General features: G+C 35.1%; 8 protein-coding genes, 3 tRNA genes, 3 rRNA genes, 1 pseudogene and 1 other annotated feature. All 15 genes and pseudogenes read right to left on the bottom strand.

The window, feature by feature from the left end; translation table 11 throughout:
• Positions 1–55: 55 nt before the first annotated feature.
• Positions 56–146, bottom strand: a tRNA-Ser gene (locus CC89_RS14275).
• Between the two features lie 501 nt (positions 147–647).
• Positions 648–899: a hypothetical protein gene (locus tag CC89_RS14270; RefSeq protein ID WP_035293186.1), complete on the bottom strand. Its 252-nt coding sequence runs from the start codon at positions 897–899 to the stop codon at positions 648–650.
• Positions 900–1,483: 584 nt separating this feature from the next.
• Entirely contained in the window at positions 1,484–2,764 is a 1,281-nt protein-coding gene (serS, locus tag CC89_RS14265) for a serine--tRNA ligase (RefSeq protein WP_035293184.1), read from the bottom strand.
• A 223-nt stretch (positions 2,765–2,987) separates the two neighbouring features.
• Positions 2,988–3,193 (bottom strand) — a binding site (T-box leader).
• 105 nt (positions 3,194–3,298) lie between these two features.
• Positions 3,299–3,520 (bottom strand): annotated as a pseudogene (locus CC89_RS14260) (DUF1667 domain-containing protein); the annotation flags it as partial.
• A 38-nt stretch (positions 3,521–3,558) separates the two neighbouring features.
• A complete protein-coding gene (locus CC89_RS14255; RefSeq protein WP_035293178.1) occupies positions 3,559–4,956 on the bottom strand; it encodes an NAD(P)/FAD-dependent oxidoreductase in 1,398 nt (465 codons plus the stop codon).
• A gap of 98 nt (positions 4,957–5,054) precedes the next feature.
• Positions 5,055–7,778, bottom strand: a complete 2,724-nt coding sequence (locus CC89_RS14250; RefSeq protein ID WP_035293176.1) for a UPF0182 family protein — start codon at positions 7,776–7,778, stop codon at positions 5,055–5,057.
• A gap of 2 nt (positions 7,779–7,780) precedes the next feature.
• Positions 7,781–8,947 carry a DUF362 domain-containing protein gene (locus CC89_RS14245; protein ID WP_035293173.1) on the bottom strand — a complete coding sequence of 389 codons (1,167 nt, stop codon included), beginning with the start codon at positions 8,945–8,947 and terminating at the stop codon, positions 7,781–7,783.
• A 198-nt stretch (positions 8,948–9,145) separates the two neighbouring features.
• Positions 9,146–9,640 (bottom strand): HD domain-containing protein, encoded by a 495-nt coding sequence (locus CC89_RS14240; RefSeq protein WP_035293171.1) that lies wholly within the window; start codon positions 9,638–9,640, stop codon positions 9,146–9,148.
• Positions 9,641–9,883: 243 nt separating this feature from the next.
• Positions 9,884–10,339, bottom strand: a complete 456-nt coding sequence (tnpA, locus tag CC89_RS14235; RefSeq protein WP_035292798.1) for an IS200/IS605 family transposase — start codon at positions 10,337–10,339, stop codon at positions 9,884–9,886.
• 161 nt (positions 10,340–10,500) lie between these two features.
• Positions 10,501–10,576, bottom strand: a tRNA-Ala gene (locus CC89_RS14230).
• 3 nt (positions 10,577–10,579) lie between these two features.
• Positions 10,580–10,656, bottom strand: a tRNA-Ile gene (locus CC89_RS14225).
• 4 nt (positions 10,657–10,660) lie between these two features.
• Positions 10,661–10,777 (bottom strand): 5S ribosomal RNA (gene rrf / locus CC89_RS14220).
• A gap of 251 nt (positions 10,778–11,028) precedes the next feature.
• Positions 11,029–13,933, bottom strand: a 23S ribosomal RNA gene (locus tag CC89_RS14215).
• A gap of 408 nt (positions 13,934–14,341) precedes the next feature.
• A 16S ribosomal RNA gene (locus CC89_RS14210) occupies positions 14,342–15,852 on the bottom strand.
• Together the 16S, 23S and 5S rRNA genes with 2 tRNA genes alongside form the textbook arrangement of a ribosomal RNA operon.
• A gap of 288 nt (positions 15,853–16,140) precedes the next feature.
• Positions 16,141–18,666, bottom strand: a complete 2,526-nt coding sequence (gyrA, locus tag CC89_RS14205) for a DNA gyrase subunit A (RefSeq protein WP_035293168.1) — start codon at positions 18,664–18,666, stop codon at positions 16,141–16,143.
• Positions 18,667–18,668: the final 2 nt, after the last annotated feature.

Below are 18,668 nucleotides of genomic sequence, written 5' to 3'. Positions count from 1 at the left end.
ATTATAATAAATATACATTGAATTGTCAATGATTTTTAATTTATATAATTAAATATGGCGGAGAGATAGGGATTCGAACCCTAGGTGCGCTTCCACGCACGCCGGTTTTCAAGACCGGTGCCTTAAACCAACTCGACCATCTCTCCGAGTCTCACGACAATGACTATTATAATAAATATTCTCCACATTGTCAACATATTTTTTATAATAAGAATATATTGTAACATAATACATTGAAAAAAAATGTGATTTTAATTCCGTAATAAATGTGGAATTTGAGACTGTTCACAATACGCCAAGAACTTCTAAATGTCTCACAGTTAAAGCCCCTAAAGCTTTCAAACTCACTCGTTCCTCGTTCAAACATGAAAGCTTCTTAACGGTTCTTTAACTGTGAGACATAAGAAGTTCTAAGGCTAGTTCAATAGTCCCCAATTCCACATTTATTACTACATTAAAATCAGATTTTTAGTTTAATATGTTTATGGTTGAATAGGAGAAGCCTACTAACTGTTTTATTTTGATAAGTAACTTAACTTCTTTAATTTTAAAAGCTAAAAATCCACTTATAGATAAATATTTATGTATATGAATATTATTACATTGATAATACCTATAGTTATTCTATAAATAACTAACAAAATTTTCTAACAGGCTAACTTTAGCTCGGTAAGTACTTTTTCTATAAGTACATCTTTTTTAGCTTGCTCATAAACAAAATATACTAGTTCTTTAGCCGCTAGGCTTTTGAGGGGTTTTATGGTATCTCCAATTGTTTTAAGCTCCTTAAGATGATATAACCTATAAATCTCTAGGAAATTGATTGCTAAAAATGTAAGCAGAAAGTATCTCTCGATAGAGAGTATAGTTCCATATTTATTTTTTGGTAATAGTACCAATTCAACTTTTTATTTTGCAGAATTAAAGTAAGTAATTATTTATTAGTCAGAAGTTTAACACTTAAAATTTTTTGGCGTGAACCTGTTGATTTATAATGAATGATCAATAGGTTAAAAAACATAAATATATATTATAACAACGAATTCTATCATCTAGAACCTAGTACTAAAAAAACATTTGGTGACTAGGGACTAAACGAAAGGTTCTACCTAAAAAATATTATGAGCCATTTCCTATCTATAAATTAAAGATATTCCATAGCGAAGCGGAGGAAAATCATCCTTTAGTCAGCTGTGTTCCTCCTCTGATAGTCTATGAATGAACCGAAAAATCTGTCTTTAAGGTAACAATAACTATATTTTCTTAGACTATTGAGCTAGCCTTAAAAATTCTTTGTTTTCAATTTTCAATACCCGTTAAAGCTTTCATTGTTTGAGCGCCGTCAGAAGCGAGTTTGAAAGCTTTAGGGTATTGAAATTTCAAAACATTAGAATTTCTTGGCGTATTGCGAGTAGTCTAAGAAAATATATTTATTGTGGACTTAAAGACAGATTTTTCTTATTGCACTTGCTTCACAATTTTCTTATTTTATTAGTTCTTTTCCGCCCATGTAGCATCTTAGAGCTTCTGGAATAGTTACGCTTCCATCTGAATTTTGGTAATTTTCAAGAACAGCAGCTACTGTTCTTCCTACAGCTACTCCAGATCCATTTAAAGTGTGTACAAATTCTGGCTTAGCTTTTGGATTTTCTTTGTATTTTATATTAGCACGTCTAGCTTGGAAATCTTCAAAATTACTACAGCTTGATATTTCAACATATCTTCCGTAGCTTGGCATCCAAACTTCTATGTCATATTTAAATGCTGCTGTAAATCCTAGATCACCTTTGCATATCTTAACTACTCTATAAGGAAGTCCTAAGCCTTGTAGAACGCTTTCTGCATCTCTAGTTAGTTTTTCTAATTCTTCATAAGAATCCTCTGGTTTTGTAAATTTAACTAGTTCTACTTTATTAAACTGATGCTGTCTTATAAGACCTCTTGTGTCTCTTCCAGCAGAACCTGCTTCTGATCTAAAGCATGCACTGTATGCAGCATATTTAACAGGTAAATCTTCCCCTTTTAATATTTCATTTCTATGGAGATTTGTAACTGGAACTTCCGCTGTTGGTATTAAGAAATAGTCATCATTTGTAACTTTAAAAGCATCTTCTTCAAACTTAGGTAATTGTCCAGTTCCTGTCATGCTATCTCTGTTTACCATGTAAGGAGGAAGCACTTCTTTGTATCCATTCTTTTCAGTATGAGAATCTAAAAAATAATTGATTATTGATCTTTCTAGTCTTGCTCCCATGCCTTTATAAACAGTAAATCTTGAACCAGTTACCTTTCCTGCTCTTTCAAAATCTAGCATATCTAAATCTGTTCCTATATCCCAGTGAGCTTTCGCTTCGAAATTAAATTTTCTAGGCTCACCCCATTTTCTTATTTCTACATTATCCTCATCTGTATCCCCCTCTGGCACCTCTGGGTTTGGGATATTAGGTATTCTAAGCATATTATAGTTTATTTTTTCGTCAACTTCACCTAGTTCTACGTCTAAATCCTTTATTTTTTCTGATAAGCCCTTCATATGCTCTTTAAGTTCTGATACGTCTTTTCCCTCTTTTATCATCTTTCCTATTGAAGTTGATTCTTCATTTCTTTTTTTCTTTAATTCTTCTACTTCTACTAATATTTCTCTTCTCCTCTTGTCTAAACTAACTACCTGGTCAATTAAGTTAACGCTAAAAGCTTCACCTCTATTGTTCATAGAATTTTTAATTTCTTCTGTATTATTTCTTATCTTTTTAATATCTAACATAGTATACTCCGTTGACAATAACCTATAAAATTCTATAAATATTGCTTTATTATCTATTTAGCATATCTGATTTTGATTTATATAAGATTTTATAGCATTTTTATAGATTTATCGCAACAGTTCACCTCCTCATATATATTTAAGATTTTATAATTTCATAACATTTTAATAAAATATCTATACTTTTAAATATTTTTATAATAAAAAAAGAGCCTTCAATCCCTTTAGGGACGAATAGCTCCGCGTTGCCACCCTACTTAACTAATATTAAAGCTCTAAGTTAGTTCTCTCAAATTGATAACGGTTTGAACCGTACTGCTCATCACAGTCCCTCCGAGGTGGATTCACTAAATGAAAGATATCAGTTTTCACCATGCACTGACTCTCTTAAATCTTTAATAAAGCTACTATTCTCATCAACGGTTTTATATAAATTTTAAATTATCTATTTAGTTAATAATCATTTTACATTCTCAATATAGCATTGTCAACCTTCATTTGTATATTATTATAATATTTCACTAAAACATATTTTTATACATTTTTTCTTTTAACATTTTTAGTACATACTATATCCACCCCTGTATTTAATATGTTACTACATATTATATCACCTTGTTTTATAGGTGCCCCCACATATAGCCTACTTAATGCTCTTGAACAATCTACCCATAATTCTTTTGCTATAGGGGAGCTACTTTTAACTGGAACCACATTATAATCAGAACCCTTTATTCTAACTAAACTAGTAAATATAGAATTTCCCATAAAAATCCCCCCATTAATTAAAGTATTTAAACCTCGTCAAACTCCTTGATTCTCCCTAAAACTACTTTTGAATCTTTAGAGTCCTTAACTATATCCGTAAAATTTTTATTAGTTTCTCTTGCTAATATAGATATTATTTTATTTATACAATTAGCCCCTTGGCAACCACCATAAGCTGCTCCTGTCCTTCTTTTTATTCCTTCTAGTGTACGCGCTCCTAAAGGTCTTCTTATAGAATCTATTATCTCTCCCTCTGTGACCTTTTGACAATGACATATTATCTTGCCATACTTTTCATTCATAATTACAACTTGCTCAATTTCTTCATCAGATAAATCTCTAAACTTGTAAAATTCTCTTCTCTTATCATTAAAATCCTTATTTAATTTGCAATTTAAATTATTCACCACAGTTTCACATATCATTCTAGCTATGAATGGTGTCATGGTTACTTCACTATAATTTTTTCCATCAACCTTTATATATCCCTCATCTATACTACTGTCATCTATAACTATGTTGCTTTCATAAGATTGCCCTTGATAGAAATTTCTAATATGTTTATTGTCTATATCTGGGAAAATCTTATTTATTCCATTTATGAAATAGTCATAACTTATATTTTCTTTACTATACATAGATATGATTGTACTATCTTGTAGAGTAGGTATCACCATTATTTTTTCATCATTTTCATTTGTTAGTACTAATATATGTTCTAAATCTCTTTTAAAGTTCTTATCTAAAAGAAGGTACTTAACATTACCTATAGATTTTTTAGGATATACTTTTTTATCTACATCTATGCTATAGTTTTCTCCTGGAGTAGTATTTATAACTATTTTACATTTAAATTTATTTTTATTTGTAATTACTCTATAACCTTTAGATATTTTTTCTATATCTATAACTTCCTCTTCCAACTTAAATTTAACTCCATTATCAAAAGCTACTTCTCCATAAGCAATAGCTAAATCATATGGACACACCACTCCTGTGTTTTTAGTATAAATACCTCCAACAAAGTCCATGTTCAAGTTTGGCTCTATTTGCTTTATATACTTACTGCTTAAAAAGGCCATGTCTTCTATTTTTCTTTTTATAGCTCTTTCATACATTTCTTTGAGAATTTCTTGATGTTGTATATCCCTTGCAAGCATTAAAGTTCCTATCCTTTTAAATGGAACTTTAAACTTAGAAGTTAAACTATCAAAATCTTTATTTCCCTCTTTTTCTAATCTAGCCATTAAATCATACTCATTCTCTATACCGTCATAAATCATCGCAGTATTCACTAAAGAAATATCATCAGCTATATCATAATCTTTTTCTATTAAAGCTATATTTAAGCTATATTTTGACAATTCATAAGCTATAGCACATCCTGATAAGCCTCCCCCTAATATTAAAACATCATAATCCATTTCCATTTGCCTCCTATAAGAAGAACCTTTTTATTTTTATTAGAAATTATTTTTTATTTTTCAATAATTATTTTGTATAACTATTGTTCTTAATTATTTTATTTACTAACCTCTTCTAATACCTTTCCTAACTGATTTATATATTCACCATACTTAGACCAATCACCTTTTTTCTGTGCCTCTATAGCTTTATCATATAACTCTTTTGCCTTTTTAATTTCACCATTATTTAACTGTTCAGTTTTCTCTTTTTGCTCTTCATTTGCGGGCTTTTCTTCTTCTTTACTTTTTATATTAAATATTTCTTTTAATGCCTTTTCTATGTTTTCCTCTATGACCATTTTATCTCCATATGATATAATTACTCTCTTCATTTGAGGTATACTTTCCTTACCACTGGCCCTTATATACAGCGGTTCTACATATAATAGTGAATTTTTTATAGGTATTATTTGGGTATCTCCAAATATAACTCCTGAACCAGATCCTTTTTGATTCCAAAGTGATATTTCTTTTGATATATTGGCATCCTGTTTTATGCTTTGTTTAAATAAATAAGGACTCTCCACTGATTCATTATTAAAATTATATAAAACCAGCTTGCCATAGTTTTCTCCATCCATTCTTCCACAAAGCAAAGCCTCCATATTATTTTTTCTATTTACATTAAAATATTGAGTAACTACCATCTCTTCTTTATTTTCCCCTGGTAATTTCATAATTATATATGATGGAGGATTTTTTTCTTCTTTCTTTTCATTTTCTACTTGCTTCTCGTTTTTTGATATATCCCATAAATCATCTCCACTGTAAAATACCATAGGATCTGTTACATGATATTTACCAAGAACACTACATTGTATATTAAATAAATCCTCTGGATATTTAATATGCTCTTTTAAGCCTTTTGGCATCTTTGAGTAATCTTTAAATAGTTTAGGAAATATTTTAGAAAAATTGTTGATAACAGGATCTTTATCATCTATTACATAAAAATCTGTATCCCCATTTACTGCATCTATAACAACTTTAACAGAGTTTCTTATATAATTTATACCATTGTATGGTTGTGAAAAAGGATATCTGTCCGATACACTATATCCATCTATTATCCAATATAGCTTTCCTTCATTCATAACTACATATGGATCCTTATCATATAATATGAATGGTGCTATTTTCTTTACTCTCTCCATTATATTTCTATTTATAATTATTTTACTTTGCTTAGTTATATCTCTTGAAAGTAAGAATTTGGGATTCTTCTCGTATATAGAAAATAAAACTTTATTAAGCCCATTCATTTTAATTCCTGCAGTTCCATTGTATTTAGTGGTTTTATTTGTATCGCCTTCAGGATAATCTAATTCTCCTATTTTAGTATTAACAACGGCATACTCGCTGGTTTCTTCACCAAAATATATTCTAGGGTCTTTTAAATCTATATTCATGCTGTTTTCGATAGGAATATCTTTTATTAAAAATTCAGGTTTTCCTGAGCTGGTAACTGCATTCACTTTATTCATCACAACCCCATAGCCATGAGTATAGGTAAGATGTCTATTTTGCCAAGTACTTGCTTTCTCCTTTAATGAATCTACATCTATTTCCCTAGCAGCCATGAATACTTGGGTATTCTTTCCATTAATATTATATCTATCTACATCCATATCTTTAAAAGTATAATAATACTTTAAAACTTGTATTTGGTTGTAATATTCCAATACTTGATTCACTGAATTAACTTTTATGTTTTCTATGGTTTCCTTATTATCCTTCAAATCTTTTTGGGCTAAATTATTTTCTATGGAAAAATCTTTTGAATTTATTTTATCTATATTAAAACCTTTCCTTGTGTAGTCTATATTATATTCTATATATTTCTTTTCCAATGTCTTTTCATTAGACTTAACTACAAAATTTTGCACAAATACAGCTGATAAATTTTCTCCTAATATTAAAACGAATATTAACACTATAGATATAACTATAGGTTTTATTTTAGATGCAAGCAAGCTTACTAAAACCACTATAGAGGTTATTATAGATAAAACGGCTATTACTTTATAAAAATACAAACTAACCTTAACATCTGTATAACTTGCTCCAAAAACTACTCCCCTTGGGGAATATACAAGATTCCATGCCTTTATCATATACCCCATTGAAAGTAATAAAAGTATTAAAGCTGATACCACCGCTAGCTGTCTTCCTGCAAATTCTGTTATGCCACTTTTAAAACCAGATGTAAATGACTTAACATTCCTCAAATGCACACCATTCATGATTTTATCCTTAGTATTTAATACTAAATAAACTATGAAGGTAACTATAACTAGTACTAAACATAAAGTCATTAGTAAACTATAGATAGATTGTATCAATGGCAATTTAAACACAAAAAAAGATAAATCTTTATTAAACATAGGGTCCTTTATATTGAAATCTACGCTGTTTTTATATTGAAGTATTGTATACCAATAACTTCTAGATAGATTTAATGATACTATAAATGACACTACTAAATCCAAAAGTATAAATATCTTATTATATTTTTTTGTATTTAAAGTATTCTTATCTTCTCTCAATTTATATATAGATTTTTTTAAACTCCTATAATATATCCAAAGAGCAAAAAAAACTAGAAAGAACACTGGAAGCATTATCTTTAATACTGCAAATAATTTTGTAAAATATACACTTAAATACCCTACTTCTCTAAACCATTTTATATCTACTATAAGTTTAACCATGCTATTTAAACATGCTAAAATTATAGCTATTATAACTAATGGAACTATAACTCTCCATTTCTTTTTCAAATTTATTTTCCCCTTTCCCCTTTTAACAATTTGCCTAAAAGCTTATCTTTTGTTACTATTGCTCCTACTGGACATAGCTCTTGGCAACAAAAACACCTTATACATTTATTCATATTCCACATAGGAACCTTTTTTCCTTTTTTTTCTATAAATTTTATAACATTAGGTTTTTCCGGGCAAATTTCTCCACATCTAAAGCATGACACACATTTATCATAAATTAAGTAAGGATTTGGTGCTATTAAGCTTTTTAGAAAATTATTTACCACAGGATTTTTAAAATAAAAATCTCCACCTTTTCTACATAATTTAAAGTCCTTTTGTTTCATATCCTGAATAGTTTCTCCTAAAACCTCTATATCTTCAGGTAAAACAGTTCCCCATCGGCTATCATAAACCTCTTTTAAAACTGGAGTATCTAAAGGATTATCATATCCTATTAATCTAACTGCTACAGAGTCTACAGCACTTAAACTTTTTCCCATTATTAATGTATTCATTTTTCTAGGGCTTCCATTTTTAGGCCCATTTCCTTCCATAGCTATAATCCCATCCAATATAGCAAAATTTGTTCCTACTAATGTATTTAAATCTAAAAGCATTTTACAAAAATTTTGTGCATCAGGCATTCTTGTATGCCACTGCGCCTTCTTAGTACCTGATATGCATCCAAATTGATTTTTTATAGCTCCTGTATAGTATGCCATAGCATGAGTTTTTAATTTAGGTAGAGTTATTAATACATCTGATTCATAGGCCTTCTTAGCTACATTCCATGACTTGCATAATATAGAATTATCCAATCTAACATGAACTTCTTCTCTAAAGCCATCAAATTTGATATCATATCTTTCAGCTACTTCCATAAGTCCACAAGCTTCTGCCGCTTTTCTAGAATCTCCAATTCCTGGGGAATCACCAAAAGTTATATTGGAAGAATAATCTCTAATTATTCTTATAACTGCTTCAAAGACGTTATAATTAGTTACTACAGGCGATTCTTTTCTTTCTACACTTAATAGATTAGGCTTTAATAAAACCTTACTATTGTAGGGAATAAGCTCTCTTAAAAAGCTATCTCCACCTAATAGTTGAAACCCATCTCTAAGTTTTTTTTCTATGATTTCTACATTGTATTCTTCACATTTTAAAAGTGCCACCTTTTCCATAAGCTTCCTCCATAATCACACCTTTAGGTACATGAAAAGAAATAACACGTCAAAGATGCTAATATATTTTGTGTCAGCCAAGGAAGCAGTTTCCTTGGCTAGTATAACTATCAGTGGGTGGTGCTGACGCAGTATGACGCAAAATAGACTAGCATACTGACTTGTTACTTATTTGAATGTGCCTTAATTAAAATTAATTCAATTTTTCTCATCACATTCCTTTAATATATTTAATTCTAAATCATTAGATATATCATTATTGTGATGATTTTTCACTAGAAACAAAATTCTATTCTTTTCACCTAATTTTTTTAAAATGTTATATCCTTTTTCAGGATGATTATAATACATATCTATCTTCTTATTTTTTTCATATTTTTTTATTCTTCCTTTAGATATTTTATCTAAAATTACTAAAGCAGATTTGTCTATTAAATTAAGACCACATTCTATCTTACCTATATCATGCAGTAAAGCTGCAATTATTAACTGTTCACCATAATTTATATTAAGTTTCTCACACTGTTTAACTAAATCTCTTGCTACATTTATACAATGTTTTTGTTCATATACTTTTAGCTTTTGAAATAGCTCTATTTGTTCCTTATTCAAATATTTATATACAAAATTCTTATCATCTTTATCTATTTTATAGTTAAAATATAAAAAAAATTGTTTTACTCTAGTTACCATATTTTTCTCCTTTTAATTAGAGTATTCATGAGAAAATATTCATATAAAAATCTTAATTTATCCTCTATTTTTAATTATACCAATAATAACTGTTTTATTTCAAATTCTATTAGAAGTTATATATTTTTTTATAATAAATATCCACCAGCTTAGCTGGTGGTTTTTCTTAAGCCCTATAAGGGCATTTTACCAGCATTGTGCCTTAAGGCACGTGTAAAAGTATCGCCAGCCGCAATTTAACTGTTACTTGCCACCCTTAAAAGGGTCCATATATTCTTTAATACTTATTTGATCGGCGATCATATCTTCATTTTGTTGATTTTTTATATACTCTTCTATCGCCTTTTTATTTTTTCCTACTGTATCCACATAATAACCTCTACACCAAAAATGTCTGTTTCCATACCTATATTTTAAATTTGCAAATTTCTCAAATATCATTAAACTACTTTTTCCTTTTAAAAACCCTACAAATCCTGATACACTCATTTTTGGGGGTATTGATACAAGCATATGTATATGATCCTTACATGCATTGGCTTCTATTATTTCTACTCCTTTCCATTCACATAACGTTCTCAATATTTTTCCTATTTCTTTTTTCTTTTCTCCATATATTTCTTTCCTTCTATATTTAGGTGCAAATACTATATGATATTTACATCTCCACTTAGTATGTGCTAAACTATTATTGTCCATTTTGGGCAATACCTCCTTTGATTTTAGATTGGCTGACGAAACCATTTCTATTTTATCAAAGTGAGGTATTTTTTTTCAACGCTTAAGCTTTTCTGAACACACCTGCATAGCAGGTGGTTTTATTTATAGACAAAAAAAAAGCAACCTTTTTAGGTTGCTTTTGGTGGAGAATAAGGGATTCGAACCCTTGACCCCCTGCGTGCAAGGCAGGTGCTCTCCCAGCTGAGCTAATCCCCCATATGGTGGACCTTCAGGGACTCGAACCCCGGACCAACCGGTTATGAGCCGGTTGCTCTAACCAACTGAGCTAAAGATCCATTAACCTGGCGACGACCTACTCTCCCACAGGGCTTCCCCTGCAGTACCATCGGCGCTTTGAAGCTTAACCGTCCTGTTCGGAATGGGAAGGGGTGTTACCTTCAAGCCATAATCACCAGATAATCAGACATTCAAAATGTTTGATTTTGTGATTGTCGGTTACTCATCAGCCTTGCTGAGTGAGTTTCCTCTTAGAAATTTATCAACTGAGTACATTTAGGATTATATCTTTTTTTCTTTTGCTTGTCAATAAGTTTTTAAAATTTTTTTTAAACTTATTAATTTAGCTAAAAGATTTTGTTCTTTCAAAATTGCACAGTGTGGAAAATCTTTTAATTATCAACTGTCAATCACTAATTGTCAGTTATATTTTGATCAAGCCCTCGACTTATTAGTATCGGTCAGCTGAACATGTTACCATGCTTACACCTCCGACCTATCAACCTGGTAGTCTTCCAGGAGTCTTACTAGCTTACGCTATGGGAAATCTAATCTTGAGGTGGACTTCACGCTTAGATGCTTTCAGCGTTTATTCCTTCCCAACATAGCTACCCAGCTATGCCACTGGCGTGACAACTGGTGCACCAGAGGTTGGTCCATCCCGGTCCTCTCGTACTAAGGACAGCTCCTCTCAAATTTCCTACGCCCGCGACGGAAAGGGACCGAACTGTCTCACGACGTTCTGAACCCAGCTCGCGTGCCGCTTTAATGGGCGAACAGCCCAACCCTTGGGACCGACTTCAGCCCCAGGATGCGACGAGCCGACATCGAGGTGCCAAACCTCCCCGTCGATGTGGACTCTTGGGGGAGATCAGCCTGTTATCCCCGAGGTAGCTTTTATCCGTTGAGCGATGGCCCTCCCACGAGGAACCACCGGATCACTAAGCCCGACTTTCGTCCCTGCTCCACCTGTATGTGTCGCAGTCAAGCTCCCTTCTGCCTTTACACTCTGCGCGCAATTTCCGACTGCGCTGAGGGAACCTTTGGGCGCCTCCGTTACTTTTTAGGAGGCGACCGCCCCAGTCAAACTGCCCACCTAACAATGTCCCGTGACCAGATTCATGGCCTCCGGTTAGAATTTCAATACTGTCAGGGTGGTATCCCAAGGATGACTCCACAGAAGCTGACGCCCCTGCTTCTAAGTCTCCCACCTATCCTGTACAGACAATACCGAAATTCAATGCTAAGCTACAGTAAAGCTCTACGGGGTCTTTCCGTCCAATCGCGGGTAGAAGGCATCTTCACCTCCAATTCAATTTCACCGGATTTGTTGTCGAGACAGTGCCCAAATCATTACGCCATTCGTGCGGGTCGGAACTTACCCGACAAGGAATTTCGCTACCTTAGGACCGTTATAGTTACGGCCGCCGTTTACTGGGGCTTAAGTTCAAGGCTTCGCTTACGCTAACCAATCCCCTTAACCTTCCAGCACCGGGCAGGCGTCAGCCCCTATACATCAGCTTTCGCTTTAGCAGAGACCTGTGTTTTTGCTAAACAGTTGCTTGGGCCTATTCACTGCGGCCTACTCTCGTAGGCACCCCTTCTCCCGAAGTTACGGGGTTAATTTGCCGAGTTCCTTGACAACAATTCTTCCGCTGGCCTTAGGATTCTCTCCTCATCTACCTGTGTCGGTTTGCGGTACGGGCACCATTTTCCTCGATAGAGGCTTTTCTTGGCAGTGTGGAATCGGATACTTCGCTACTAAAATTTCACTCCCCATCACACCTCAGACTTAAGACTGAACGGATTTGCCTGTTCAATCATCCTAAGTGCTTAGACGCACATCCATCAATGCGCACATCCTATCCTACTGCGTCACCCCATTTCTCAAACGGATCATGGTGGTATCGGAATATCAACCGATTGTCCATCACCTACGCCTTTCGGCCTCGGCTTAGGTCCCGACTAACCCTGAGCGGACGAGCCTTCCTCAGGAAACCTTAGATTTTCGGCCAATGAGATTCTCACTCATTTCTCGCTACTTATGCCAGCATTCTCACTTCTGTACAGTCCACCGCTCCTTACGGTACGACTTCAACCCGTACAGAAAGCTCCCCTACCATATACATTGTATATCCATAGCTTCGGTGGTAAGTTTGAGCCCCGGACATCTTCGGCGCAGGATCTCTTGACTAGTGAGCTATTACGCACTCTTTAAATGAGTGGCTGCTTCTAAGCCAACATCCTAGTTGTCTTAGAAATCCCACATCCTTTACCACTTAACTTACACTTTGGGACCTTAGCTGATGGTCTGGGCTGTTTCCCTTTTGACCACGGATCTTATCATTCGTAGTCTGACTGCCAGGATAAAAGTAAATGGCATTCGGAGTTTGATAAGGTTCGGTAAGCGATATGCCCCCTAGCCTATTCAGTGCTCTACCTCCATTACTCATTACCTGACGCTAGCCCTAAAGCTATTTCGGGGAGAACCAGCTATCTCCGAGTTCGATTGGAATTTCTCCGCTATCCACAGCTCATCCCATGGTTTTTCAACACCAACGCGGTTCGGTCCTCCGCGGAATTTTACTTCCGTTTCAACCTGGCCATGGATAGGTCACTCGGTTTCGGGTCTACAGCATGCAACTAATCGCCCTATTCAGACTCGGTTTCCCTGCGGCTCCGCACCAAAAGTGCTTAACCTTGCTACATACCATAACTCGCTGGCTCGTTCTACAAAAAGCACGCCGTCACACATGTAAAGTGCTTCGACAGTTTGTAGGCACACGGTTTCAGGTTCTATTTCACTCCCCTCCCGGGGTTCTTTTCACCTTTCCCTCACGGTACTTCTTCACTATCGGTCACTAGGTAGTATTTAGCCTTGGGAGGTGGTCCTCCCAGCTTCCCACAAGGTTTCACGTGTCTCGTGGTACTCTGGAGTAGATCTTACTTATATTTCTTTTACCTACAGGACTATTACCTTCTGTGGTGGAGCGTTCCAGCTCTCTTCGATTAGAAAATCTAAGACATTATGATCTATCCTCAACCCCTAAATCCGAAGACTTAGGTTTGGGCTCTTTCCCGTTCGCTCGCCGCTACTTAGAAAATCGATTTTTCTTTCTCTTCCTCCGGGTACTTAGATGTTTCAGTTCCCCGGGTTTGCCTCTGTATACCTATGAATTCAGCATACAGTACTCAGCGTAGCTGAGCAGGTTGCCCCATTCGGAAATCTGTGGCTCACAGGCTATTTGCGCCTACCCACAGCTTATCGCAGCTTATCACGTCCTTCGTCGGCTCCTAGTGCCAAGGCATCCGCCATGCGCCCTTTGTAGCTTGACCTTTCGTTAGTTTGCTAGTTGGCCAGTGTGCTAGCGTGCTAGTGTTTAGCTTGCTAGTTTTAGTAACCTTCTAGAAACTACTTTTTATCAGTTTTCTAGTGTGCTAGTTGTCTAGCGACTAGTACTGATTGTTTATTTTAATTGATTCTCCAGTGAAATCATCACAATTGTAATAATTTCTACTTTTCTTCACTGTGCAATTTTCAAAGAACATAAGCAGATGTTCCAAATCTACGATTTGGTACAGTCGCTTAGTTAAACATAAGCAGGTATTCCAATTTTTAATTTGGTATAATCGCTTAAGTGTTTAACTTCATTTGAGAGATCTGGTCTCTCAAAATTAAACAGAGATATCAGTGAACTTGTCATAATTTACGAAAAGGTGACTTCCTTTTCATGTTCTCCTTAGAAAGGAGGTGATCCAGCCGCAGGTTCTCCTACGGCTACCTTGTTACGACTTCACCCCAATCACTAATCCCACCTTCGGCCGCTGGCTCCTTACGGTTACCTCACGGACTTCGGGTGTTACCAGCTCTCATGGTGTGACGGGCGGTGTGTACAAGGCCCGGGAACGTATTCACCGCGACATTCTGATTCGCGATTACTAGCAACTCCAGCTTCATGTAGGCGAGTTGCAGCCTACAATCCGAACTGAGATCGGTTTTTGAGATTTGCTCCACCTCACGGTCTTGCGTCTCTTTGTACCGACCATTGTAGCACGTGTGTAGCCCTAGACATAAGGGGCATGATGATTTGACGTCATCCCCACCTTCCTCCTGGTTAACCCAGGCAGTCTTGCTAGAGTGCTCAACTTAATGGTAGCAACTAACAATAGGGGTTGCGCTCGTTGCGGGACTTAACCCAACATCTCACGACACGAGCTGACGACAACCATGCACCACCTGTCTCCAAGTTCCCCGAAGGGCACTACCGTGTTTCCACAGTATTCTTGGGATGTCAAGTCTAGGTAAGGTTCTTCGCGTTGCTTCGAATTAAACCACATGCTCCGCTGCTTGTGCGGGCCCCCGTCAATTCCTTTGAGTTTTAATCTTGCGACCGTACTCCCCAGGCGGGGTACTTAATGTGTTTACTGCGGCACCGAGGTTGGACCCCCGACACCTAGTACCCATCGTTTACGGCGTGGACTACCAGGGTATCTAATCCTGTTTGCTCCCCACGCTTTCGTGCCTCAGCGTCAGTTACAGTCCAGAAAGCCGCCTTCGCCACTGGTGTTCTTCCTAATCTCTACGCATTTCACCGCTACACTAGGAATTCCGCTTTCCTCTCCTGCACTCTAGATGCCCAGTTTGAAATGCAGCACCCAAGTTGAGCTCGGGTATTTCACATCTCACTTAAACATCCGCCTACGCACTCTTTACGCCCAGTAAATCCGGACAACGCTCGCCACCTACGTATTACCGCGGCTGCTGGCACGTAGTTAGCCGTGGCTTCCTCCTCTGGTACCGTCATTATCGTCCCAGATAACAGAGCTTTACAACCCTAAGGCCTTCATCACTCACGCGGCGTTGCTGCGTCAGGGTTTCCCCCATTGCGCAATATTCCCCACTGCTGCCTCCCGTAGGAGTCTGGACCGTGTCTCAGTTCCAATGTGGCCGATCACCCTCTCAGGTCGGCTACGCATCGTCGCCTTGGTAAGCCTTTACCTTACCAACTAGCTAATGCGCCGCGGGCCCATCTCAAAGCGGATTGCTCCTTTGATTACAGAACCATGCGATTCCATAATTTTATGCGGTATTAATCTCCCTTTCGGGAGGCTATTCCCCTCTTTGAGGCAGGTTGCCCACGTGTTACTCACCCGTCCGCCGCTAATCCATCCCCGAAGGGATTTCATCGCTCGACTTGCATGTGTTAGGCACGCCGCCAGCGTTCGTCCTGAGCCAGGATCAAACTCTCAATTTTAAGAATTTAATCTCAAACTCAAATTCACTGACTTTATGATTTACATCTTTATCTCTGTTTAATTTTCAAAGACCAGCTTTTCTCTGTCGCCTTGCGACGAAATATATAATATCATATAAACGGAACTATATTTTTATAAATTAATCAAATTATATAGTTTAAATATAATTTTCTCTTTTTTATTCCTTTTTACTTGGTTTTTCTCATGTAGATACACAAGGTTAAGTTTATTATTAGTTTTTAGTCAAATAAAAAAATGCCACATGAAATGTAGCATTTTTTTATTTATTATTCTTCAGTCTGTTTTTGTTCTAGTGCATTATTATTTTGCTCTTGACCTACTTCATTACTATTTTGTTCTTGATTGTTTTCTTGAATATTTTCTTCGCACATTTTTTCATCTTCACAGTTTATCTTAGCCATGGCAACTACTTCTATTTCTTCTCCAGTTTTCATAAGAGTTACACCCATAGTATTTCTACTTGTTACAGATATGTCAGAGACATTTATTCTTATAACTATATCTTTACTGTTTATAAGCATTATTTCATCGGTTTCTTTTACCATCTTAGCTCCAACTATATTTCCAGTCTTATCTGTAACCTTGTAAGTTATAATACCTTTTCCGCCTCTTTTTATAGTGCTGTATTCTGAAATAGGAGTTCTCTTACCAAATCCATTTTGACTTACAACTAATAACTTTTCATCTTCATTTACTACGTTCATAGATACTGCTATATCATTCTTTCTTAAAGTTATAGCTTTAACACCAGCTGCATTTCTTCCCATAGGTCTAACATCAGTTTCTTTAAATCTTATGCTGTATCCATTTTTTGTAACCATTATAAGCTCATTACTTCCATCAGTTAACTTAGCATCAATAAGCTCATCTCCATCTTTTAATGTTACAGCATTTAATCCTGATTTTCTTATGTTACCATATTGGCTTAAGGCTGTTTTCTTTACTATACCCTTTTTAGTAGCCATCATTAGATATTTATCTTTATCAAATTCCTTTAAAGCTATTACCGCTTGAATTCTCTCATCTTGATTTAAAGGAATTATATTTATTATGTTAGTTCCCTTAGCTGTTCTTCCTGCTTCTGGTATTTCATATGCCTTTAACTTGTATGTTCTACCTTTATTAGTAAAGAACATCAATTCATTATGGGTTGATGTAATAAATAAATGCTCAACAAAGTCATCTTCCTTTGTGGCCATAGCCTGTATTCCTCTGCCCCCTCTTTTTTGAGCGCTATAGGTGTCTTCTGGCAATCTCTTAATATATCCTTCATGAGTTAATGTTATAACCACATTTTGCTCTTCTATTAAGTCTTCAATGTCTATATCGTGAATACTTTTCTCTATAGCAGATCTTCTTTCATCACCATACTTATCTTTTATTTCTACAAGTTCATCTTTTATTAAGTTTAAAAGTATATCTTTATTTTCTAATATTTCTTTTAATCTCTTTATATTTTCCTGTAATGTATTATATTCCTCTTCTATCTTTTCTCTTTCTAACCCTGTTAATCTTTGAAGTTTCATGTCTAGTATTGCTTGAGATTGCTTTTCAGAAAGATTAAATTTACTCATAAGACCTTCTTTTGCTTCTTGAGCGGTTTTAGAAGCTCTTATTAAGCTTATTACCTCATCGATATGGTCTAATGCTATTTTTAATCCTTCTAAAATATGAGCTCTAGCTAAAGCTTTATCTAGCTCAAATTGAGTCCTTCTCATTATTACTTCTTCTTGAAATTTTACATACTCCACTAATATTTGTTTTAAGTTTAAAATTTTAGGCTGGTTATTTACTAGTGCTAACATTATCACTCCAAAAGTATCTTGAAGCCTAGTATGTTTAAATAATCTATTTAAAACCACATTGGGATTTGCATCTCTTTTTAATTCAATGACGATCCTCATACCCTCTCTATCAGACTCGTCTCTTAAATCAGATATACCATCAACCTTTTTATTTTTAACTAAATTGGCAATATTCTCTATAAGTCTTGACTTATTTACCTGATAAGGAATTTCAGTAACTATTATTCTAGTTCTTCCTTTTTCCTCTTCAATATCAGTTTTTGCTCTCATGACTACCTTTCCTCTACCAGTTTCATAAGCCTGCCTAATTCCAGCAGTCCCTTTTATTATTCCAGCCGTTGGAAAGTCTGGTCCCTTTATCTTTGTCATAAGTTCTTGTATTGTAACTTCAGGGTTATCTATAAGCATGATTATAGCGTCAACCACTTCTCTTAAGTTATGAGGTGGTATATTAGTAGCCATACCTACTGCTATGCCAGCTGAACCATTTACTAATAAATTAGGAAATCTAGATGGTAAAACACAAGGTTCCTTTTCTTCTCCATCAAAGTTAGGTATAAAATCTACAGTATTTTTATTTATATCTCTAATCATCTGTAAATTTATTTTGCTCATCTTTGCCTCAGTATACCTCATTGCTGCAGCACTATCACCATCTATAGAACCAAAGTTTCCATGTCCATCAACAAGAGTATATCTCATATTAAAATCCTGAGCCATCCTAACAAGTGCATCATAAACTGCCGTGTCACCGTGTGGATGGTATTTACCTAAAACGTCTCCGACTATTCTTGCACATTTTCTATATCCTTTTTCTGGTGTTAAACCTAATTCATGCATAGAATAAATTATTCTTCTATGAACTGGTTTTAAACCGTCTCTTACATCAGGCAGTGCACGACCTACTATTACACTCATAGCGTAATCTATATAAGATTTTTTCATTTCATTCTTTATATCTACTGGTAGTATTTTACCTTCAAACATGT

Source organism: Clostridium sp. KNHs214 (assembly GCF_000744935.1).
GTDB lineage: Bacteria > Bacillota > Clostridia > Clostridiales > Clostridiaceae > Haloimpatiens.
The sequence above is the reverse complement of the archived record's forward strand: the minus strand, read 5'-3'. Positions and strand labels throughout refer to the sequence as shown.